The organism is Streptomyces sp. NPDC007991 (genome assembly GCF_042958445.1).
Classification (GTDB): domain Bacteria; phylum Actinomycetota; class Actinomycetes; order Streptomycetales; family Streptomycetaceae; genus Streptomyces.
Map to the genome: position 1 here is coordinate 836,502 of NZ_JBIBJD010000002.1, position 20,256 is coordinate 856,757.

19 protein-coding genes and 1 tRNA gene are annotated in these 20,256 nt (G+C 73.3%); 11 read left to right on the forward strand and 9 right to left on the reverse strand.

Annotation, left to right across the window (positions count from 1 at the left end):
• Positions 1-187 precede the first annotated feature (187 nt).
• Both ACFZDA_RS07835 and ACFZDA_RS07840 read right to left on the reverse strand, forming a co-directional pair.
• A complete protein-coding gene (locus ACFZDA_RS07835) occupies positions 188-1,057 on the reverse strand; it encodes a fused MFS/spermidine synthase (RefSeq protein ID WP_391076490.1) in 870 nt (289 codons plus the stop codon).
• Positions 1,058-1,308: 251 nt separating this feature from the next.
• Entirely contained in the window at positions 1,309-1,716 is a 408-nt protein-coding gene (locus tag ACFZDA_RS07840; RefSeq protein WP_391076493.1) for a hypothetical protein, read from the reverse strand.
• 297 nt (positions 1,717-2,013) lie between these two features.
• Between ACFZDA_RS07840 and ACFZDA_RS07845 the strand changes: the two genes are divergently transcribed.
• A complete protein-coding gene (locus tag ACFZDA_RS07845; protein ID WP_391076496.1) occupies positions 2,014-3,465 on the forward strand; it encodes a hypothetical protein in 1,452 nt (483 codons plus the stop codon).
• A 14-nt stretch (positions 3,466-3,479) separates the two neighbouring features.
• On the opposite strand, the gene ACFZDA_RS07850 is transcribed toward ACFZDA_RS07845, so the two are convergent.
• Entirely contained in the window at positions 3,480-4,073 is a 594-nt protein-coding gene (locus ACFZDA_RS07850; RefSeq protein ID WP_391076498.1) for a histidine phosphatase family protein, read from the reverse strand.
• A 188-nt stretch (positions 4,074-4,261) separates the two neighbouring features.
• Between ACFZDA_RS07850 and ACFZDA_RS07855 the strand changes: the two genes are divergently transcribed.
• The 7 genes from ACFZDA_RS07855 (at position 4,262) to ACFZDA_RS07885 (ending at position 10,487) form a co-directional block, all read left to right on the forward strand.
• Positions 4,262-5,215, forward strand: a complete 954-nt coding sequence (locus tag ACFZDA_RS07855; RefSeq protein ID WP_391076501.1) for a phosphatase PAP2 family protein — start codon at positions 4,262-4,264, stop codon at positions 5,213-5,215.
• A complete protein-coding gene (locus ACFZDA_RS07860) occupies positions 5,166-6,287 on the forward strand; it encodes a hypothetical protein (protein ID WP_391076504.1) in 1,122 nt (373 codons plus the stop codon). The genes ACFZDA_RS07855 and ACFZDA_RS07860 overlap by 50 nt, the downstream gene beginning before the upstream one ends.
• Positions 6,278-7,870 carry a hypothetical protein gene (locus ACFZDA_RS07865; protein WP_391076507.1) on the forward strand — a complete coding sequence of 531 codons (1,593 nt, stop codon included), beginning with the start codon at positions 6,278-6,280 and terminating at the stop codon, positions 7,868-7,870. Before ACFZDA_RS07860 ends, ACFZDA_RS07865 begins: the two co-directional genes overlap by 10 nt.
• A complete protein-coding gene (locus tag ACFZDA_RS07870; RefSeq protein WP_391076510.1) occupies positions 7,867-9,201 on the forward strand; it encodes an AAA family ATPase in 1,335 nt (444 codons plus the stop codon). Before ACFZDA_RS07865 ends, ACFZDA_RS07870 begins: the two co-directional genes overlap by 4 nt.
• A gap of 122 nt (positions 9,202-9,323) precedes the next feature.
• On the forward strand, positions 9,324-9,689 hold the full coding sequence (locus ACFZDA_RS07875; RefSeq protein ID WP_391076512.1) for a hypothetical protein: 366 nt from the start codon (positions 9,324-9,326) through the stop codon (positions 9,687-9,689).
• 134 nt (positions 9,690-9,823) lie between these two features.
• Complete coding sequence (locus ACFZDA_RS07880; RefSeq protein WP_391076514.1) at positions 9,824-10,423, forward strand: bifunctional DNA primase/polymerase; 600 nt, start codon at positions 9,824-9,826, stop codon at positions 10,421-10,423.
• Positions 10,414-10,487, forward strand: a tRNA-Lys gene (locus tag ACFZDA_RS07885). Before ACFZDA_RS07880 ends, ACFZDA_RS07885 begins: the two co-directional genes overlap by 10 nt.
• Positions 10,488-10,538: 51 nt before the next feature.
• On the opposite strand, the gene ACFZDA_RS07890 is transcribed toward ACFZDA_RS07885, so the two are convergent.
• Positions 10,539-11,834 carry a M6 family metalloprotease domain-containing protein gene (locus ACFZDA_RS07890; RefSeq protein WP_391076517.1) on the reverse strand — a complete coding sequence of 432 codons (1,296 nt, stop codon included), beginning with the start codon at positions 11,832-11,834 and terminating at the stop codon, positions 10,539-10,541.
• A gap of 277 nt (positions 11,835-12,111) precedes the next feature.
• Here ACFZDA_RS07890 and ACFZDA_RS07895 point away from each other — a divergent pair, with 277 nt between their 5' ends.
• Positions 12,112-13,968: an EAL domain-containing protein gene (locus ACFZDA_RS07895; RefSeq protein WP_391076520.1), complete on the forward strand. Its 1,857-nt coding sequence runs from the start codon at positions 12,112-12,114 to the stop codon at positions 13,966-13,968.
• On the opposite strand, the gene ACFZDA_RS07900 is transcribed toward ACFZDA_RS07895, so the two are convergent.
• From ACFZDA_RS07900 to ACFZDA_RS07915, 4 genes are all read right to left on the reverse strand, one after another.
• The gene (locus tag ACFZDA_RS07900) at positions 13,944-15,035 is read right to left on the reverse strand and encodes an MsnO8 family LLM class oxidoreductase (protein ID WP_391076523.1); all 1,092 of its coding nucleotides are present in this window, start codon (positions 15,033-15,035) and stop codon (positions 13,944-13,946) included. The two genes, ACFZDA_RS07895 and ACFZDA_RS07900, sit on opposite strands and share 25 nt — an antisense overlap.
• Before the next feature lie 89 nt (positions 15,036-15,124).
• On the reverse strand, positions 15,125-15,394 hold the full coding sequence (locus tag ACFZDA_RS07905) for a hypothetical protein (protein ID WP_391076526.1): 270 nt from the start codon (positions 15,392-15,394) through the stop codon (positions 15,125-15,127).
• A 223-nt stretch (positions 15,395-15,617) separates the two neighbouring features.
• Positions 15,618-16,349, reverse strand: coding sequence for a decarboxylase (locus ACFZDA_RS07910; RefSeq protein WP_391076528.1), 732 nt, complete (start codon positions 16,347-16,349; stop codon positions 15,618-15,620).
• Entirely contained in the window at positions 16,346-17,161 is an 816-nt protein-coding gene (locus ACFZDA_RS07915; RefSeq protein WP_307175387.1) for an aspartate/glutamate racemase family protein, read from the reverse strand. The genes ACFZDA_RS07910 and ACFZDA_RS07915 overlap by 4 nt, the downstream gene beginning before the upstream one ends.
• 198 nt (positions 17,162-17,359) lie before the next feature.
• Between ACFZDA_RS07915 and ACFZDA_RS07920 the strand changes: the two genes are divergently transcribed.
• Together ACFZDA_RS07920 and ACFZDA_RS07925 are read left to right on the forward strand one after the other, a co-directional pair.
• Complete coding sequence (locus ACFZDA_RS07920) at positions 17,360-18,307, forward strand: NAD(P)-dependent oxidoreductase (protein WP_391076532.1); 948 nt, start codon at positions 17,360-17,362, stop codon at positions 18,305-18,307.
• A gap of 17 nt (positions 18,308-18,324) precedes the next feature.
• Positions 18,325-19,734, forward strand: a complete 1,410-nt coding sequence (locus ACFZDA_RS07925) for an amidase (protein WP_391076535.1) — start codon at positions 18,325-18,327, stop codon at positions 19,732-19,734.
• Here the strand turns inward: ACFZDA_RS07925 and ACFZDA_RS07930 are convergent.
• Positions 19,715-20,209 carry a DUF3830 family protein gene (locus tag ACFZDA_RS07930; protein ID WP_010047957.1) on the reverse strand — a complete coding sequence of 165 codons (495 nt, stop codon included), beginning with the start codon at positions 20,207-20,209 and terminating at the stop codon, positions 19,715-19,717. The two genes, ACFZDA_RS07925 and ACFZDA_RS07930, sit on opposite strands and share 20 nt — an antisense overlap.
• Positions 20,210-20,256: the final 47 nt, after the last annotated feature.

Below are 20,256 nucleotides of genomic sequence, written 5' to 3' on the forward strand. Positions count from 1 at the left end.
GGTGGGGCCGGAAGACGTTGCCGAGCAGCGCGGCGGCCGGTTCCTCACCGAGCGGGGCGGCGTTGAGCCGCAGCACGGTCAGGCGCGTGTGGAAGACAGCACGGTCAGGGGCGTGTGGAAGACGGAGTCGTGATCGGCGTGGAGAGCGCGGCCTGCTGAGTGCCGTACGGGTGAGTGCCCTGGGAACTCACCGGAACACCGAGGCGGGCGGGGCGGGCGATGCCACGGCCGCGATGTCGGTGACGGGTGCCGCACCGCCGGTGAAGTCGGTGAGCGTCCTGCCGTGCTCGACCCGGCCGGGATGTGGGTCGGAGGCGGCCCGGCGGGTCAGTTCGGCGACGGGCAGCGGCTGGCCGGAGGCGACCAGGACGGCGTTCCCGAAGCGTTTGCCGCGCAGCACCGTCGGGTCGGCGACCAGCGCGAGCTGTTCGAAGCGGGCGGCGGCGGTGGCGATCTGGCCGCGCAGGTGGGCGAGCGGCGGCCCGTCGGCCAGGTTGGCGGCGTAGATCCCGCCGGGTTTGAGGGCCCTGCGTACGTCGTCGAGGAACTCGGTCGAGGTCAGATGAGCCGGGGTCCGGGCCCCGCTGAACACATCGGTGATGACCAGGTCCGCCCAGCCGTCCGGCACCTTGGCGAGCCCCTCGCGGGCGTCGGCGGACCGCACCCTGATGCGCGCGTTCGCGTCCAACGGCAGCTCACGGCGGACCAGTTGGACCAGGCCGGCGTCCCGTTCGACGACCTGCTGGGTGGAGCGGGGCCGGGTGGCGGCGACGTACCGGGCGAGGGTGAGCGCGCCACCGCCGAGGTGCACGGCGTGCACGGGCCTGCCCGGCGGGGCGACGAGGTCGATGACATGCCCGAGCCGGCGCTGGTACTCGAAGGACAGGTACGCCGGATCGTCCAGGTCGACGTGCGACTGCGGGGCCCCGTCGATCACCAGGGTCCAGGCCCGGGCCCGATCACGGTCCGGGATGAGCTCGGCGAGCCCGCCGTCGACGCTCTCGACGACGGCTTCCCCACCGGCCTGCCTGCGCCGGCCGCTCCTGGACTTTCCCATGGGGTCATTATCGGGGGTGGGCCGATAAGCGGGGCGTTCGGTTCCCCGGGCACCAGGGGGTCCTGCGCCTCGCCGGGCAAGCGGCCCTAGGGCCCTTCTGATGGATCTCCGCAGGAGAAGGAGCGGCGTTCGGTGCGTGCGATCGGCGTGCGGTGCGCAGGGTCATGTGGCGGAGCCACCTGGCCCTGCGCACCGTGCGGCGAGCGTGCGTGCCGGGCGTCGCGACGCTGCGGAGATCCATCAGAAGGGCCCTAGCGGCAGCTGTCCGCCGCCCTGATCGTCCGGGCCGCCTCCCCGAGGGCCTTGCGCAGCACCGCGGGGTCCGTCGCGAGGTCCGCCTCGCCGGGCGGCAGCAGCCAGTCCGAGCCCTCCACCGGAGGCTCGGGGGCCAGGGTCGCTCCGCGTCCGTCGGTCCGCGTGCACGTGCTCCCCGGCACGTCCCACGCCGCGGCCGTCCCCGGCGGCACCAGGAAGCCCAGCGTGCCACCGCCGTCGTCGTGCAGCACGGGCCCGACCGCTTCCCCGGCCCCGCGCCGCAGGATGTCGACCGCCTCCAGCCCCTGCCGCGCCGGCACCGTCACGACATCGCAGTCGGCCGGCGGCGTGCTCGGCGGCGTACCCGGCGGCGTACGAGGATCGTTGATCTGGCTGGTCTCCATCCCGGCCTCCACCACGGAACCCCTGATTTGACGAGCGGTCGGGAGTCGGGGGCCTCCCGGTCCGCAGGGTTCAACGCGGCAGACCGTCAACGGCTACGGCGGAAGTGAGCCGCAAAGGATGGCACTTCATGGCAGATCACGGATGAGATATCCGGTTTGTAGCCAAACTCAGCGTGAGGACTTCGACACAGCAGGTACGTTCTTGCCCGCCGGACACGGGGAAGAACATACGGGACAACACGTACAACTCGCTCCGAACCCGGCATGGTTCGACGGTTCGCACGAGAGGACCCGGCCATGGCGTCGTCAACGGTTACCTCGTCTCAACCCGACCGGCCATCACGGCCCAACCTCGCCTTCCGGCACCTGCGCGGACAGCGCTCGCCGGCCGAGTTCGCCGCGGCGGTCCGCCGGGCGGCCCTGGAGATCGGCGAGCGGGTCAGCTGTGACGCGCGATACATCGGCCGGGTCGAGGCGGGCGAGATCCGCTGCCCCAACTACGCGTACGAACGGGTGTTCCTGCACATGTTCCCTGGCCGCACGCTCACGGACCTGGGCTTCGCGCCCCGCTCATCGGTACGCGGACGCCGGGCGCGCGACACCGAGGTCGCGCCCCTGACGTGCAACCCGAACCCGGCGAACGCCACGAGTGAGACCAGCCGGGCGTGCGAGCCGTATGAAACGCGGAACCCGTACGACCCGCACCACCCGCACAACACCTACGAGGAGAGCGACGTGCTGCGTCGCGCATTCATGACCGGCGGGGGCGCCACGGTGGCCGCCGCCTCGCTGGGGCCCGTCGGCCTCGCCCTCGACGCCACGGCGGCACAACGCCCCCTGCGCCGCGCGGGGGCGAGTGACGCGGAGGCCCTGGAAGAAGCCGTCCGCCGCATCCGGCTGCTCGACGACCGGCACGGGGCCGACGGCCTCTACCGCCGTGCGGCGGCCCCGCTGCGTGCCGCCTACGCCCTGCTGGAGGCCGGCACGACCCGGCAGACGACGGCGGACCGGCTCTACTCGGGCGCCGGTGAACTGGCCATCTCCGTGGGCTGGCTGGCCCACGACTCGGGACGCTTCGACGACGCCCGCTCCCACTACGCGGAGGCGCTGGCGACCGCCCGGATGACCGGCGACCCCGGCCTGGAGGCGCACGCCTTCTGCAACACGGCCTTCCTCGCGCGCGACGCGGGCCGGCCGCGCGAGGCGGTCCGGGCCGCCCAGGCCGCACAGCGCGTCGCCCGGCCCCTCGGCTCGGCCCGGCTGATGTCGCTGCTGGCGCTGCGCGAGGCGGGCGGCTGGGCGGGCCTCGCCGACCGCGTCGGCTGCGAGCAGGCCCTGGTCCGGGCGCAGGCCCTCTTCGAACGGGGCCCCTCGGACGCCGACCCCGAGTGGATGAGCTTCTACGGCGAGGCCGAACTGGAAGGCCTGGAGGCACAGTGCTGGTCCACGCTCGGCGCCTGGCCCCGGGCGGCACGGCACGCGCGGCGGGCGGCGGAGCTCCAGGATCCGCACTTCACACGGAACATCGCGCTGTACACGGCGGAGCTGGCGGACGACCTCGCGCGCGGAGGCCGGCCGGACGAGGCCGCCGTGGCGGGGATGCGGGTGCTGGATCTGCTGGAGGAGGTCCAGTCGTCCCGGATCCAGACGATGCTGGCGGCCACGGCGCGGGTGCTCTCGCCGCACCGGCGGGCGTCGGGGGTGTCGGCGTTTCTGGAGCGGCACGCGTCGACGCCGAGGGTGGTGTGAACCGGCTCAGCCCGCTAGGCGAGGTGCCCCACGTCGTTCCAGCTCTCGATCGCCGGCTCCCCGTAAGCCCACCCCAGCACCGACAGCGACGTCGGGTTCAGCCGTATCCGCGCCGCGAAGTCGACCGGCAGGCCCAGCCACCGCGCCCCGATGGACCGCAGGATGTGCCCGTGGGCGAAGACCAGGACGTCCCGGTCCTCGGCGCGCGCCCAGGAGACCACCTCGTCCGCCCGGGCCGTGATCCCGGCGAGGGTCTCGCCCCCGGGGACACCGTCGCGCCAGATGAACCAGCCGGGCCGGACGGCCTGGATGTCCGCCGGGGTCATGCCCTCGTACGCCCCGTAGTCCCACTCCAGCAGCGCGTCCCACGCCCGCGCGCGGTCGCCGAAGCCGGCCAGCTCGCAGGTCTCACGCGCGCGTACCAGCGGACTGGTGCGCACCTCGACGCCGGGCAGGCCGTCGTAGGGCGCCCGGTGCAGGCGCTCCCCGAGCAGCTTGGCCCCGCGCCGGCCCTCCTCCAGCAGCGGTACGTCGGTCCTGCCGGTGTGCTTGCCGGACAGCGACCACTCGGTCTGTCCGTGCCGGGCCAGCAGGATGCGCGGAGCCATGGGGGACCTTTCCGGGAGACCAACACAAGGGGAACTCCACCATCATCGCGCACGCGGGTCGCGGGCAACCCGGGGGGCGATCTCTGCGTCTTCGAGGTCCGGAGGGCGCCCCCCGGGGCGCGCACGTACGCCGTAAAGTGGCACGACCGGCCGGGCGCCGCGTGGAGACGAAGGGGGAGGGCGATCGGATGCCGCACACCGAGACACCGGGCACCGAGGCGGCCCCTGCGCTCCGGCTCCGCTGGTGGACGGAGCTGCCGCTGATCCTGCTGGTGTACGCGTGCTACACGGCGGGCCGGCTCCTCGCCCGGGGCGACGTGTCCGGTGCGGTCGACCACGGTCTGGCGATCCTGCGCATCGAGAAGGCGCTGTACCTCAACGCCGAGCACCCGCTCAACCGCCTCTTCACCCAGGAGGCATGGATAGGCATCCCGGCGGACTTCTGGTACGCCTCGCTGCACTACCTGGTCACGCCGGCGGTCCTCGTGTGGCTCTTCCGCTCCCGCGCGGTGCGGTACCGCGCCGCGCGCACCTGGCTGATGACGTCCACCCTCATCGGTCTGATCGGTTTCACACTGCTGCCGACCTGCCCGCCCCGGCTCCTCGACGCCAGTCACGGCTTCGTGGACACGATGGCCCAGTACAGCTCGTACGGCTGGTGGGGCGGCGCGGCGAGCGCCCCGCGCGGCATGGGCGGAATGACCAACCAGTACGCGGCGATGCCGAGTCTGCACGTGGGCTGGGCCCTGTGGTGCGGGGTGATGCTGTGGCGCTACGGCGGCACGCGCATGACGAAGGCCGCCGGGGTCGCCTACCCGCTGATCACGACGATCGTGGTCATGGGCACCGCCAACCACTACTTCCTCGACGCGGTCGCGGGCGCGGCCGTGATGGGCGTCGGACTGCTGGCGGCGCCGTTCGTGATGCGCGCGGCGGACCGGGTCAGGGCGCGTTTCGTGCCGCGGGTCGCACCGGTCACGGCGGCATCTCCCGCCGCGGGTTCCCCGATTGTCAGTGCCGGATGCCAGACTTCCGCGGGTGAGCGAATTCCACGGCAGCGCGAGTCGCGGCTCGGAGCGGGAGCCGAGCCGAGTGCCTCCCCCAAGGACGCGGGGGACGGCGCTCCGGCACCGGCTCGCTGAGCTGCGCGGTCCCGACGTACCGGCGAAGGCCCTGGACGCGCGCGCGTTGGCGGCGCTGGCCGCCAACCCCGGTTGTGCGCGCAGAGCGATCCTCGACGGCGCAGGGGTGAACAAGGCGGCGCTGGCGAGCGCGCTGGGCGCGCCGTCGGCCTTCGGGCAGTCCCAGTTCGCGCTCACGCGGGGCAACGCGTTCGAGGCGAAGGTCAAGGCCGACGGCGGCGCGGAGCTGCTGCGGCTGGTGCACGAGAAGCTGGACCGGACGGCCGAGCCGCCCGCCGATGCGCGCGTGCCCGACCTGACCGCGACCGGCCCCCAGGGGCGCACGGCCCGTACGGCGCTGGAGCTGCGGGAGGCCGCCGCGCACCCGGGCGCGTGGACGCTGCTCGACCACCCGATGCTCGCGCTCGACGTCGCGGGCTCCGCCGCGTTCCTGGAGCCGGACGCCGTCGTGGTGCATCCGGACGGCAGCTGGACGGTGGTCGAGATCAAGTCGTTCCCGCTGCTGGACGGTTCGGCGGACCCGGCGAAGGTCGGGGCGGCGGCCCGGCAGGCGGCGGTGTACGTGCTGGCGCTGGAGGAGGTCGCCGCGCGACTGGACCCGTCCCCGCGCGTGCGGCACCGGATCCTGCTCGTGTGCCCCAGGGACTTCTCCAACCTGCCGGCCGCGTCCGCCGTCGACATCCGCAAGCAGCGCGCGGTGACGGCCCGCCAGCTGACCCGGCTGACCCGCATCGAGGACATCGCCGAGGCGCTCCCCGAGGGCACGTGCTTCTCCCCCGAGCTGCCCGCCGACGAGCTGACGGCCGCCGTCGAGTCGGTCCCGGCGACGTACGCGCCGGAGTGCCTGTCCGCGTGCGAGCTGGCCTTCCACTGCCGGTCCCGCTCCCGCGAGTCGGGCGCGGTGACCTCGCTCGGGCGGCCGGTGCGGGCGGAGCTGGGCGGGCTGACGACCGTGGAGGACGTCCTGGCGGCGGCCCGCGGGGAGGCCGGTGACCCCGATGATCCGGCGGTGGCGGCCCTCAGGCGGGCGGCGGCCCTGCGCGCCGAGGCACTGGAGGCGGCGTGTCGCTGATCTCCACCCTGGCCCGGCTCGAAGCGGTCAGCACGGGCCGCGCCCAGCCCGCCGCGACCGTCCGGCACCGGCACCTGTCCGACCACCCGCTGGTGTTCGTGCCGCTCATCACCGCCGGTGAGGCCGGCGCCCCGCTCGGCGCGCTGGTCGGCACCGACCGGGACGCGCCGCGTCTGCTGGTCGTCCCGCAGCCCCGCGACCGCGACCTCAGGTTCGCGTTCCTGGCGGACCTGGCCGACGTGGTGCTGCCGTACGTCGACGCCTACGCCGAGGTCGTGGAGGCCGCCGAGCGCACCGAGACCGACCCGGAGACCGGCAAGCGGGTCAAGGTCGAGGTCGACCTGTGCGCGGACGCGCCGCAGCTGATCGTGCCGAGCCGCGCGGGCATCGACCTGGTGCGGCTGCTCGGGCGTTCGACGCGGTTCCGGCGGACGGCCGAGCAGGACCCGCAGGCCCCGTATCCGGCGCCGCCCCGGGTGCCGCTGCTCGGGCGGTGGCTGACGCACTTCGGGGAGCGGGCCCGGGTGCCCGGCTCCTCCCTCCTGCTGGCCATGACCGACGTACTGGGCCGGCACTGGGCGACGGGGCAGTCCACGCTGGAGGACCAGCACCTGGGGGCGCTGCTCGCCTGGATCGACCCGCCTGAGGGCCTGACCGGCGCCGAGGCGGCGCTGCGGGCCGAGCTGGAGCGGGACGGGCAGGGCCAGCTGACGTGTCCCCCGGCCGGTCCCGCCACGGACCCGGCGTTCGACAACAAGCTGCTCGCCCCCGCCATCGAGCGCTACGACCGTGCCCGCACGGCCCTGGCCGCCGCCGAGGACGGCCTGGAGGCCGACGCCCGGCTCGGTGCGCTGACCGCCGCCGAGCGGGAGATCCGGGACCTGGTCCTCAGCCGCACGCTGCCCACCTGGGAGAAGGTCTGGCAGGGCCTGGAGCTGCTGCGGGAGCTGCCCGAGGGGGCGCATGTCGCGGAGCGCTGGATGCGCGACCGCTGGTCCTTCACGGGCCACCGCGACCGGGTCCTGGCCGGCGAGCCCCCGCAGCCGCGCCGCGACGACGCGGTCACCGCGGCCAACAAGCTCGCCACACGCGAGCGCGAACAGGCCCGGCTGGAGGCGCAGGAGGCCCTCGACGACCCGCTGGTCATGGCGGGACGGCGGCTGTCCGGGGAGGCGTTCGCGGGCGAGGTCACGGACGTCGTGATGGCGTACAGCGAGGGCAAGCGGCCCAGCCCCCGCCCCCTGGTCACGGTCCGCACGGACGACCGGCCGCATCTCGGGGAGCGGACGAAGGTGTACCGGTCGCTGGGCGGGAAGCCGCAGTCGGCGGAGTTCGTTTCGGCCGAGGAGGACGGCGCGTACGTCGTGCTGCGGATCCTCGACAAGATGGGCCGCGGCAAGGAGCCCGAGCCGGGGTCGGTGCCGGAGAAGGGCGACCGCGTCTGCTTCACGCTCTTCGAGCACGAGCAGCGGGGCGGCGCGAAGCTGCCCGACCCGGAGGAGACGCCCTGGACGCACGGCGGTCCGCCCGGTGAGGCGACCCTGGAGGCCGCCGACCCGGTGACCGCGGAGGACCTGCTGTGACGACGCTCTTCGATCCCTCCGCCGCGGCCGCCCAGGCCACCGACGCGATCCTCCACGACACGCTGCACGGCACCGCGCGCGGTGTCGTCGTCGACTCCCCGCCCGGCGCCGGCAAGTCCACGCTCGTGGTCCGCGCGGCCCTGGAGCTGGCCGAGGCCGGCCATCCGCTGATGGTGGTGGCGCAGACCAACGCCCAGGTCGACGACCTGGTCCTGCGGCTCGCCGAGAAGAACCCCGAGCTGCCGGTGGGCCGGCTGCACAGCAGCGACGCCGACCCGTACGACAAGGCGCTCGACGGCCTGGACAACGTCCGCAAGTCGGCGAAGGCCGCCGATCTCGCCGGGCTGGCCGTGGTGATCTCGACGGCGGCGAAGTGGGCGCATGTGAAGACCGACGAGCCGTGGCGGTACGCGATCGTCGACGAGGCGTACCAGATGCGCTCGGACGCGCTGCTCGCCGTGGCCGGGCTGTTCGAGCGGGCGCTGTTCGTCGGCGACCCGGGCCAGCTGGACCCGTTCTCGATCGTGGGCAGCGAGCAGTGGGCGGGGCTCGCCTACGACCCGTCGGCCTCGGCGGTGACGACGCTGCTCGCGCACAACCCGGACCTGCCGCAGCACCGTCTGCCGGTGTCCTGGCGGCTCCCGGCCTCCGCGGCGCCCCTGGTCTCGGACGCCTTCTATCCGTACACGCCGTTTCGCAGCGGCACCGGCCACGGCGACCGTCGTCTCTCCTTCGCCGTGCCGCCGGACGGCTCGGGCCCCGACCGGGTGATCGACGAGGCGGCCGAGTCGGGCTGGGGCCTGCTGGAGCTGCCCGCCCGGCACACCCCGCGCACGGACCCGGAGGCGGTACGGGCGGTGGCGACGGTCGTACGGCGTCTGCTGGACCGGGGCGGCGCGGCGACGTCGGAACGCTCACCGGACCCGACGCCCCTGACCGCCGACCGGATCGCCGTCGGCACCGCCCACCGGGACCAGGCGGCGGCAGTGCGCGCGGCCCTGGCCGACCTCGGCGTCACCGACGTGGTCGTGGACACGGCGAACCGGCTCCAGGGCCGCGAGTACGACGTCACGGTGGTCCTGCACCCCCTCTCCGGCCGCCCCGACGCCACGGCCTTCCACCTGGAGACGGGCCGCCTGTGCGTCCTGACCTCCCGCCACCGTCACGCGTGCGTCGTGGTCTGCCGGGCGGGAGTGAGCGACCTCCTGGACGACTATCCGTCGACGGAGCCGGTCCAGCTGGGGACGGTGGTGAAGTTTCCTGATGGCTGGGAGGCGAATCACGCGGTGCTGGCGCACTTGGCCGAACATCGCGTGTCGTGGCAGCCCTGACGAACGCCGGGTGGTGTCCCAGCCGTATCCACCATCGCGACGCCCACTTGCGCGCCCGCGAGACAATGGACGGTGGCCCACTCCACCGGGAGGGTCAGCGCGACGTACGAGGAGGAGTAGACATGGCGGAGCCCACGCCGCGTCGGAACGAACCGCGGCTACGCCCCGCGCCCCTGCTCTTCGAGCCCGCGGAGGCGGCCTCCGATCCTGAGCACTTCTTCGATCTCGAGTCGATCGACGATCCCCGCGCGCTGCTGTCCCGCGCGACGGAGCTGACGCTGGCGTTCCGCGCGGCGGCGGACCGGGCGGTGGAGTTCCAGGCGATCGCGGCGGCGCAGCTGGCGGATCCGCGGCGGTTCGACCGGCTGACGACGGCGGACATCGCCGAGCGGGCCGAGTGGACCGAGGACTACGCCAAGAAGATGGTCGAGTTCGGACGGGACCTGATGCGCGGCGGCGAGGGCCGGGGGCCCGTCGACCCGGTGTGAGACGGGGAGACCTGCCCCTTCTCGATCTACCTGGCATATGCCAGGCGGGCAAGATACTCCCTCCCCACCCCTCCTGTCCCGATTTCCCGCAACCCTCGGAAACCGCGCGTGCACAGCCGGTAGATGTTGACGCCATGAGCAGCGCATGGAACGCCTCCTTTGTCACCCCGGACGGGGCCGTCTGGCTCGCCTCGGCAGGAACGTATCCGCGAAGCACGCTCGCCCTCTGGGAGGAGCGGCCTGACGCACCGGTCGTGCTGCCCTGCGGGTCGGTCTTCGACGTCGTCAGCGCGCCCGCGATGTTCGGGCGGCGGATGCTCGACCGGCTGTGGGACGACGGGCCCGGCTCGGGGCCGGTCGCGGAGTTCCGCGGCCGGATGCTGCTGTTCACCGCGCCCGGCACGGCCCAGCGGCTGCCGGCGCTGCTGGAGTGGGAGGAGTGGGGCAGGCACGGCGCGGACTCCCGGGAGCCCGGCCGCACGGGCGGGGTCCCGCCCCTGCTGTGCCACGGCACGGGCGACGCGGTGACCGTCCCGGCACCGGCGGACGACCCCTCCGCCGACCGCTCCGGTGCCCGCTGGCTCGTCGCCCCCGACACCCGTCAGCCCTGGCTGCCCGGCCCCGAGGTACTGCTGTGGGCGGCCGTCCGGGCGGCCCGTTCGGCCGTGCGGATATCGATTTTTCCTCCCGCCGACCAGGGTGCTAAGGTCTACGACGTCAGCAGGCGCCGCTAGCTCAGTTGGTTAGAGCAGCTGACTCTTAATCAGCGGGTCCGGGGTTCGAGTCCCTGGCGGCGCACCGACGGCAAAGGCCCTTCGCGAGAGCGAGGGGCCTTCTGCATGCCCCGCTTCAGCGTCCGACCATGATCCGTACCGTCCATTCCCCCGAGGCCGTGCGTCCCTCCACCTCCACCCGGACGCCCTCCCCCGGCACCGTGAAGCTCTCCCCGGGGCCGATCGGTGCGTCCGCGAGGGGCGGGTAGACCGAGTCCTCCCAGCAGGCCTCGGTGCCCGGGTGGGCGTCGATCACCTCGATCGGCCCGCCCCCGGACTGCGCCCCGCCCCGCACCCGGTACACGAGCACCCCCTGCCGGCACGCGGCAACGTCGTTGCCCACCGGCCCGCGCGCCTCGAACGCGAGCGCGCTGTCGCGGCCGGTGCGCACCACCGCGAGCTTGGTGCCCCGCCCGAGACCGAAGGCCGGCGCCCCCGCCGCACCCGCCACCGGCACCCCGGGCCCGGCCGCCAGCGGCTCCAGGGTCAGCCGGGCGGGCCCGGCGTCCTGTACGCACCGCACCTGCCGCTGCCCCAGCCAGCCCAGCTTCCACTTGTGCCAGCCGAACAGGTCGGGCGCCAGTCCGAACTGGCTGCCCATCAGGTCCCAGTCACCGACGTGCGTGTCCCAGTCGCCCTTGCCGTCCGCGGGCCGGTGGTAGAGGTCGGGCAGGTCGAACACGTGCCCGGTCTCATGGGCGAGGACGAGCCGGTCCGGCGGATGCTGCTCGAACACCGTGACGACCCGGCGCAGATCGGTGCCGTCGGCCCGCATCGGACGCGTGAGGTTGACCACCTTGGTCGCGTCGGAGTCCACGCCGGGCGCGTCGGGGTCGGCGACGAAGTACACGACGTCGTAGCGGGAGAAGTCGACCTGCGGGTCGGCCACGGAGAGCGCGTCCCGCAGGTACGCGGCCCGGTGCGCGGCGCTCCAGTCGCGCTGTATGTCGTACGCCGTGGACGGCCGCGGCATCTGGATCCAGTGCCCGAGCGGGTGCGGGCGCAGGGTGAAGCGGCCGTAGGAGGAGCGTTCGAAGAAGCGGGTGGTCGCCGGGAAGTGGTCGGCGGTCAGCTCCCGCGGTGTGGTGAGCGGATGGGCGTCCGGGAAGGACAGGAAGACCATGACCGCGTCCAGGGCCCGGGCCGGGCGCGGATAGGCGGCGTTCCAGGTGTCCAGGCCCTCGGAGTGGTGGGCGTCGGTGCGGGTCAGGGCGCAGGGCGCGGCCGAGTCGGGCTCGGCGGCCGACGGGCCGGCGCCGAGGGAGGTCGCCGCGAGCGCCGACATGGTGGTGAACACGGCCGCGGTGCTGCGCAGTCGGGCGCGCGGGAACTGACGCGGCACGGGTACCTCCGGGTACGGTTCGCGGGACACCGCACCCAGCCTGTGATGATTTGTCGTACTGCGTCCTGTTTGCTTGCACCAGTCGGGTGAAGAAGCCGAAACATCGCGGACGTCGACACCCGGGAACCACTCACAGAACGTCACAACTGGTCGGGGCCCTGAAGAAGCCGTCCAGGCATGAGCAGAAACGATCTGGCAGAAGGGCGGGTCGGTCCGGGACACTGGACACCGGCTGGAAGGCCCTGGGGCCAGCCTCTATGATCGGCACACTTTCCTGACCTTTCCTGCACGGACAGAGATCGAATACATGCGGGAGCGAGCGGTGAGCGGAACCTCCGAAGGGCCGGCGCCCGCGGCAGACCTCGACCGGCCGGTCGTCACAGAGAGTGAGATCGATGCGCCTCCTGGTACCGAGGAGCCGTCGCCGTACCACTCCGTGTTCACGGCCGCCCCGCTCGCCATGGCCGTCGTCGACCGCGAGGGGATCGTCGTCAGCGCCAACGACTCGCTCGCCGCGCTGCTCGGCGGTGCCCCGGACGAGCTGGCCGGGACCGTGGCCGCGGACCTGGTCGACCTCACCTGTGACGCCCGCACCTGGCACGCGTACCGCGAGGTGCTGCACGGCCGGCAGTCCCGGCTGCGCTGCACGCGCCGGCTCAAGCACCCCGGCGGGCACTCGCTGTGGGTGCAGGTGACGGTCGCCCCGCTGCCCGCCGAGGACGGGGCCGTCCTGCTGTCCGTCGCCGACATCAGCTCACGCCGCGAACTCCAGGCCCGGCTGCGGCACTTGCAGATGCACGACCCGGTGACCCGGTTGCCCAACCGCACGCTGTTCTTCGAACGCCTGTCGGCCGCGCTGGAGGCGGAGTCGTACGAGCAGAGCGGCACGGGCCGGATCGGGCTGTGCTACCTGGACCTGGACGGCTTCAAGGCCATCAACGACACCCTGGGCCACCGCGTGGGCGATAGGCTGCTGGCCGCCGTCGCCGAGCGCCTCACGCGCTGCGCGGACGAGGCCGGGCAGTCCCGGACGAGCATCCCGCTGGTGGCCCGGCTCGGCGGTGACGAGTTCGCGCTGCTCGTCGAGGACTCCACGGGCACCGAGCAACTGGCCGAGCTCGCCGAGTCGGTGCTGGAGGCGATCCAGGACCCGTTCGACATCTGCGGGCAGCGGCTGTCGGTCTCGGCGTCGATCGGCGTGGTGGAGCGGCACGCGGCCCAGACGAGCCCGACCGCCCTGATGCAGGCGGCGGACACCACGCTGTACTGGGCGAAGGCCGACGGCAAGTCCCGCTGGACGCTGTTCGACCCGGAGCGCAACGCCCACCGCATCACGCGCCAGGCCCTCGCCTCCACACTGCGGCCGGCCATCGACCGGGGCGAGTTCCAGCTGGAGTACCAGCCGCTGGTCGGTATGGAGGACGACCGGCTGCACGGGGTCGAGGCGCTCATCCGCTGGAACCACCCCCAGTTCGGCGTACTGACGCCGAATCGGTTCATCGGACTCGCGGAGGAGGACGGTTCGATCGTGCCGCTGGGCCGCTGGGTGCTGCGGACAGCGTGTGGGCAGGCCCGCCGCTGGCAGCTGGACCACCCCGACGAGCCGCCGATCTTCGTGAGCGTGAATGTGGCGGTGCGTCAGGTCTGGGACTCGGACCTGGTGGCGGACGTGGCGGAGACCCTCGCCGAGACGGGCCTCGCGCCGCACCTGCTCCAGCTGGAGCTCACCGAGTCGGCGGTGATGGGCTCGGCCGGCCGGCCGCTGCAAACCCTGAAGGCCCTCAGCGACATGGGCGTGCGCATCGCCATCGACGACTTCGGCACCGGCTACTCGAACCTGGCCTACCTCAGCCGCCTGCCGGTGTCCGTACTGAAGCTGGACGGCACCTTCGTCCGCGGCTTCCAGTACGACGACCGGGACAGCACGGCCACCCGCCCGAACCCGGCCGACGAGGTCGTGGTCGAGGCGATGATCCAGCTCGCCCACCGGCTCGGGCTGACCGTCACGGCCGAATGCGTGGAGACCTCGGACCAGGCGACCCGGCTGCGGCGCATCGGCTGCGACACCGGACAGGGCTGGCTCTACTCCCGTCCGGTGCCGCCGGACCGCATCTCCGAGCTGCTGGGCACGCCGGGTGTTCAGGCGGGTGTCGGCAACCCGTAGGCGTCGGCGATGAGTTCGTAGGAGCGCACGCGTACGTCGCCGCCGTGCGCGTTGGCCGTGATCATCAGCTCGTCGGCGCCGGTGCGCTTGTGCAGGTCGTCCAGGCCGGAGCGGACCTCGTCCGGGGTGCCGTGGATGACGTTGGCGTTCCAGGAGTCGACGAAGTCGCGCTCCATGGGGCTGAACGCGTAGGCCTCCGCCTCCTCGGGGGTGGGCACCAGGCCGGGGCGGCCGGTGCGCAGCCGGACCATGCCGAGGGCGGCGGCCAGCACCTGGCGGCGGGCCTCCTTCTCGTCGTCGGCGGCGAGCGCGGAGACACCGATGAGGGCGTAGGGCTCGTCGAGCACGGCGGACGGCTGGAAGGACTCCCGGTACAGGTCCAGGGCCGGGACGGTGTTCTGCGCCGAGAAGTGGTGCGCGAAGGCGAAGGGCAGCCCGAGGACACCCGCGAGGCGGGCACTGAAGCCGGAGGAGCCGAGCAGCCAGACCGGCGGGCGGTGCGGGGACTGGACGCCACCGGGGCCACTCGCCTGGACCGGGCCCGGTACGGCGTGGATACGGCGGTAGGGGTGCCCGTCGGGGAAGTCGTCGTCGAGGAACCGGGTCAGCTCGGCGAGCTGCTCGGGGAAGTCGTCGGCGCCCTCGCCCAGGCGGTCGGTGCGGCGCAGGGCGGCGGCGGTGGCGCCGTCCGTTCCCGGCGCGCGGCCGAGCCCGAGGTCGATGCGGCCCGGGGCCATGGCCTCCAGCGTCCCGAACTGCTCGGCGATGACGAGCGGGGCGTGGTTGGGCAGCATGACGCCGCCCGAGCCGAGGCGGATGCGGCCGGTGTGGGCGGCGAGGTGGGCGAGGATCACGGCCGGGGACGAGGAGGCCACACCCGGCATGGAGTGGTGCTCGGCGACCCAGTAGCGGTGGAAGCCGCGGGCCTCCGCGAGACGGGCCAGGTCGACGCTGGTGCGCAGCGCGCCGGAGGCGGTGCGGCCGGCCCCGACGGTGACCAGGTCCAGTACGGAGAGGGGGACGGGGGCGCTGCCCTGCGCTGCGCCGCGTATCTCGTCTGCCGCCACGGTGGGGTGCCTCCTGCTGTGGGCCGTGTGCTGTCGTCCCGGCCCCAACAGGGGACTGTCTCCGGTTATTCCCGCGAGGCGCCGCGGGGTCAGGCGGCCTGCTCCCAGTCGCTCCGCGTCCCGCCGTACGGGGGCCGCCGGGCGGCCTTCTCGCGGACACGGAGCACGATCCACGCGAGGGCGGCTCCACAGGCGAGCCACCAGGGCAGCGACCACACCGCGCCCCACCAGCCGGCCCGCGGCTCGACGACGGCGTCCACGGCGGCGGTGATCATCGCTGCGGCCAGACTCCAGCACAGCAGGCACCCGGACAGCCGGACAGCGCTTACCTGGAATCTGGTCTGACCCGGTTCGGCCATCGGGGACCGTCCTTCACGGCACGACTGGCTGCGGACGTGGCCAGTGTGCACGGGACGGACAACGGAAGGGGAACGCGCTTTCGGTCAAGTCAAGAGCCCTGTGGGACGGCGGAGTTGAGGGTTCCTCAGCTCTGCGCGGGTCGTTCACCCCCTATGCCCGGATCTGCCCCGCCGAAGAGGTGGGACCGATTCCGGGCGTCGGTGGCGAGGACAGCGCGCGCGGTCAGGCCTGGACGAGCGGCTCCCTGGTGAACAGCGCGCCCAGTTCCGGCGCGTTGACACGGCGGTCCGCCAGGCGCAGGCCCTCCCAGACCGTGACCTGGTTGGCGGTGAGGACCGGCTTGCCGAGCTCCTTCTCCAGGGCCGGGATGTGCGCCGCCGTGTGCAGGGCCGTGTCGGGCAGGAGGACGGCGTCGGCCTCGGGGTGGTCGGAGTGCCGGGCCAGGGCGAGGAGTTCCGCTTCGCCCCAGGTGCCGACCTCGGCGGCCGTGATGATGCCGGAACTCTTCACGGAGACGACCTCGACGCCGTCCGCCCGCAGGAACTCGGCGAACAACTGCGCCACGTCGTCCGGGTACGTCGCGCCGATCGCGACCCGGCGCGCCCCCAGCTCCCGTACCGCGTGCACGAACGCGAAGGACGTCGAGGAGGCCGGCATGCCGGCCGTCTGCGCCAGGGTGCGCACCTGGTCGTGGGCGCCGTCCCAGCCGTAGACGAAGCTGCCGCTGGTGCAGGCCCACACCACGGCCTCCGCTCCGGCGTGCCGCAGCTCCTGGACGCCCGCCGCGAGTCGCCCGGCCGAGCCCATCTCCAGCAGCGCGTCCACCCGGTGCGCGTCCTCACCGATGTCGGTGTGCACCAGGTCCACCCGGATGTCGCTGCCGAGCAACTGCTCGATGCGCGGATAGTCGTCCTCGGCGGAGTGGCCCGGGTAGAGAAATCCCAGTGCTGTCATGTCCAGCCTTCCTGCTGCTGCTCTTTTTCCGGCACGACGGGACCGGGGTCCGCCCCCGGCGATCCGAGACCGGCGCGCGCCTCCGGATTGATCAGCGCTTGATACGGTCCCACCGCACGGGTACCCAGTCGGCGCAGCGCCGCCCACATCGTCACTTGGTTGGCCGAGATCACCGGGATGCGCAGTTCTGCCTCCAGCTGTGGGATGACGTCGTAGGTCGGCAGGTTGGTGCAGCTGATGAACAGCGCGTCGGCGTCGTCGCGCACCGCCTGCCGGGCCATGTCCACCACCTCCCGGTAGGGGACCTTCCAGATGTGCCGGGTCAGGCCCATGAAGGCACAGCCGGAGATCGTGACGCCGGCCTGGGCGACGTACGCCTCCAGCGACTGCGTCACCGACACCGTGTACGGCGTCACCAGCGCCACCCGCCGTACGTCCAGCTCCACCAGGGCCTCCAGCAGCCCGCCGGAGGTGGTGATCGCCGGGACGGCGCCCGCCCGGCTCATCGCCTCGCACATCGCGCGCTCGCCCATGACGCCGCCGACGAAACTGCCCGACGTACAGGCGTAGGCGATGACCTCGGGGGCGATCGCGTTGAGCGTGCGGACCGCCTCGCTCAGCGTCTCGTGTTCGCTGACCATGCGGGCGAGATCGAGGCTGACCTCGACCGGCACGAACGGTGTTCGTGTCATGTGCAGGGAGACCTCGTCCGGCACCCAGCGCCACAGCTCGCGGTCGAGAGCGAAGTCGAAGGGGGCGACGACGCCGACCCCGCGCTGCGGGCTGGGCCCGCCGAGAAATGAGACGTCCATGGCAGGGCACCGGCCTCACACTGGGCAACGAGTGTGCAACGGATCGTGGGAACGCCCGTGTTGACGACGGTAGGTTCGGGTGCGAGCGTGGTCAATCCGCACGGATCATTCCCTGGTCAACACCGTGTTAACTCGTCGTCACCGGCCGCCTCCCGGAGGCAGGCCGCCCCCGCCGCACGGCTGGAGAAACGGCTGCTCATGCCCACCCCCACCCTGCTCGTCCTGGACGCCGAACCCCTCCCCCGCCTCGGCCGCCTCACCGGCCACGCCCGTATCGAACACACCGACGCGGAGGGTCTCGCCGCACGCCTCCCGCGTGCGGATGTACTTCTGGTGTGGGACTTCACCTCGCACGCCGTGCGGGACGCCTGGCCCGGCGAGGGCCCACGGCCACGCTGGGTGCACACGGCGAGCGCCGGTGTGGACCATCTGATGTGTCCGGAACTCGCCGCCTCCGACACGGTGGTGACGAACGCGCGCGGCATCTTCGACCAGCCGATCGCCGAGTACGTCGCCGCGCTCGTGCTGGCGATGGCCAAGGACCTGCCGCGCACGCTTCAGCTGCAACGGGAGCGGACCTGGCGGCACCGCGAGTCGCAGAAGGTCGCCGGGGGCCGGGCCGTCGTGGTCGGCACCGGGCCGATCGGCCGGGCGATCGCCCGCACGCTGGAGGCGCTGGGCATCACGACGGCGCTCGTGGGCCGCGCCCCGCGCGCCGGCGTGCACGGCCCGGAGGATCTGGACCGGCTGCTGGCGCGCGCCGACTGGGTGATCGCGGCGGCACCGCTCACCGAGCAGACGCACGGCATGTTCGACGCCCGCCGCTTCGGCGTGATGCAGCCGTCCGCCCGGTTCGTCAACATCGGCCGCGGCCAGCTCGTCGTCGAGGACGCGCTCGCCGAGGCCCTGGCCAAGCACTGGATCGCGGGCGCCGCCCTGGACGTCTTCGAGTCCGAGCCGCTGCCCCCCGACAGCCCGTTGTGGCAGGCCCCGGACCTGATCGTGTCCCCGCACATGAGCGGCGACATCGCCGGCTGGCGGGACGAGCTCGGCGCCCAGTTCGTCGAGCTTTTCGAGCTCTGGGCGGCCGGAAAGCCGCTGGAGAACGTGGTCGACAAGCAGCGTGGGTACGTACCCGGACACTGACGTTCCTTGGAGGGTGGATGACCGAGCTCACCGAGCTGACCGCCGTACGGCTCCTCGACGGCTACCGCAAGGGCGAGTGGAGCCCTGTGGAGGCGACCCGCGCGGCGCTGGAGCGGGCCGAGGCGATCCAGCCGGAGGTGAACGCCTTCGTCCGGCTGACCGCCGAGGACGCGCTGGCCCGGGCCCGGGAGTCGCAGGAGCGATGGCGGCGCGGTGAGCCACAGGGCCTGCTGGACGGGGTGCCGGTCACGGTCAAGGACATCCTGCTGCTGCGCGGCGCGCCGACCCTGCGCGGTTCGAAGGCCGTGGACCCGGCGGGGCGCTGGGACGAGGACGCCCCGTCCGTGGCCCGGCTGCGGGAGCACGGGGCGGTCTTCATCGGCAAGACGACGACCCCCGAGTACGGCTGGAAGGGCGTGACGGACTCCCCGCTGAGCGGGGTGACGCGCAACCCGTACGACCCCTCGCGCACCGCCGGCGGGTCGAGCGGGGGCAGTGCGGCGGCCGTGGCCCTCGGCGCGGGGCCGCTGTCGCTGGGCACGGACGGCGGCGGCAGTGTCCGGATCCCGGCGTCGTTCTGCGGGATCTTCGCGCTGAAGCCGACCTACGGGCGGGTGCCGCTCTACCCGGCGAGCGCGTTCGGCACGCTGGCGCACGTCGGGCCCATGACCCGGGACGCGGCGGACGCGGCACTGCTGATGGACGTCATCGGCCGTCCGGACTCGCGTGACTGGTCGGCGCTCGCCCCGCCGCCCGGCGCCTACGCGGACGGTCTGGCGGGTGGGGTGCGCGGGCTGCGCGTGGCCTACTCGCCGACGCTGGGCGGCCAGGTGGCGGTGCGCCCGGAGGTCGCGACGGCGGTGCGGCACGCCGTGGAGCGGCTGGCGGAGCTCGGCGCCTACGTCACGGAGACCGACCCGGACCTCACCGAACCGGTGGAGGCCTTCCACACCCTGTGGTTCAGCGGGGCGGCCCGGGTGACCGAGCACCTGGGGCCGCACCAGCGGGAACTGCTGGACCCGGGTCTGCGCGAGATCTGCACACAGGGCGCCCGCTACTCGGCGCTGGACTATCTGGCGGCGGTGGACGTCCGGATGGACCTGGGGCGCCGGATGGGCCGCTTCCACGACACCCACGACCTGCTCGTCACGCCGACCCTGCCGATCACGGCGTTCGAGGCGGGCGTCGAGGTACCGAAAGGATCCGGCCACCGGCGCTGGACGGGGTGGACGCCGTTCACCTACCCGTTCAACATGACGCAGCAGCCCGCGGCGAGCGTGCCGGTCGGCGCGGACGGGGACGGCCTGCCGATCGGACTGCAGCTCGTGGCCGCCCGGCACCGGGACGATCTGGTGCTGCGGGCGGCGCACGCGCTGTACGAGGCCGGCGTGGCGTCCGCCGGCCGGCTCAGGCCCTCCGGAAGCTGAGCGTCTCCCCCGCCGCTCCCGACCTCCACAGGTCGTTGCACGCCTCGGCCATGGCGTCCAGGCCCTCGACGATCTGGCCCCAGACGATGCCGGGGACCCAGCCGACATCGCCGTTCAGCAGCAGGTTGTTGCGCTCGTAGAACAGGGCCAGGTCGACGAGCGTGGTCCCGGCGCGGACCTCGCGGTCGTAGCCGTAGGCCTTGGTCCCCAACTCCGCCCCGGCGAAGGTGAAATAACACAGGTCGCCGGGGATCGGGGTGATGGTCGGGTTTTCCAGGGGTGGCTCGGTTTCGGCGAAAGGCGGGAAAAGGGCGTAGATCTCGTTGCGTGCGTACTTCGCGTGGTAGACGTCGCCGGCCAGCGGAAGGGCGTCCCAGACGGCCGCGCAGGTGATCGGCGCGCGGTCGTCCAGGAGCCTGGCCCGGCAGGTCACGTCGCGCTTGACCAGCGAGACTTCGATGTAGCGATCAGCCATGCCTCCATGGGAGTGCCCGCCGCCCCCGCGGTCAAGGGCGCACCGGG

What these genes read in the sequence shown, in the direction of transcription:
- ACFZDA_RS07875 (WP_391076512.1), top strand. Translation starts at nt 9,324, where the DNA reads ATGGCGGAGCCCACGCCGCGTCGGAACGAACCGCGGCTACGCCCCGCG.
- ACFZDA_RS07915 (WP_307175387.1), bottom strand. Translation starts at nt 17,161, where the DNA reads ATGGACGTCTCATTTCTCGGCGGGCCCAGCCCGCAGCGCGGGGTCGGC.
- ACFZDA_RS07895 (WP_391076520.1), top strand. Translation starts at nt 12,112, where the DNA reads ATGCGGGAGCGAGCGGTGAGCGGAACCTCCGAAGGGCCGGCGCCCGCG.
- ACFZDA_RS07845 (WP_391076496.1), top strand. Translation starts at nt 2,014, where the DNA reads ATGGCGTCGTCAACGGTTACCTCGTCTCAACCCGACCGGCCATCACGG.
- ACFZDA_RS07835 (WP_391076490.1), bottom strand. Translation starts at nt 1,057, where the DNA reads ATGGGAAAGTCCAGGAGCGGCCGGCGCAGGCAGGCCGGTGGGGAAGCC.
- ACFZDA_RS07880 (WP_391076514.1), top strand. Translation starts at nt 9,824, where the DNA reads ATGAGCAGCGCATGGAACGCCTCCTTTGTCACCCCGGACGGGGCCGTC.
- ACFZDA_RS07840 (WP_391076493.1), bottom strand. Translation starts at nt 1,716, where the DNA reads ATGGAGACCAGCCAGATCAACGATCCTCGTACGCCGCCGGGTACGCCG.
- ACFZDA_RS07905 (WP_391076526.1), bottom strand. Translation starts at nt 15,394, where the DNA reads ATGGCCGAACCGGGTCAGACCAGATTCCAGGTAAGCGCTGTCCGGCTG.
- ACFZDA_RS07910 (WP_391076528.1), bottom strand. Translation starts at nt 16,349, where the DNA reads ATGACAGCACTGGGATTTCTCTACCCGGGCCACTCCGCCGAGGACGAC.
- ACFZDA_RS07850 (WP_391076498.1), bottom strand. Translation starts at nt 4,073, where the DNA reads ATGGCTCCGCGCATCCTGCTGGCCCGGCACGGACAGACCGAGTGGTCG.
- ACFZDA_RS07925 (WP_391076535.1), top strand. Translation starts at nt 18,325, where the DNA reads ATGACCGAGCTCACCGAGCTGACCGCCGTACGGCTCCTCGACGGCTAC.
- ACFZDA_RS07930 (WP_010047957.1), bottom strand. Translation starts at nt 20,209, where the DNA reads ATGGCTGATCGCTACATCGAAGTCTCGCTGGTCAAGCGCGACGTGACC.
- ACFZDA_RS07920 (WP_391076532.1), top strand. Translation starts at nt 17,360, where the DNA reads ATGCCCACCCCCACCCTGCTCGTCCTGGACGCCGAACCCCTCCCCCGC.
- ACFZDA_RS07855 (WP_391076501.1), top strand. Translation starts at nt 4,262, where the DNA reads ATGCCGCACACCGAGACACCGGGCACCGAGGCGGCCCCTGCGCTCCGG.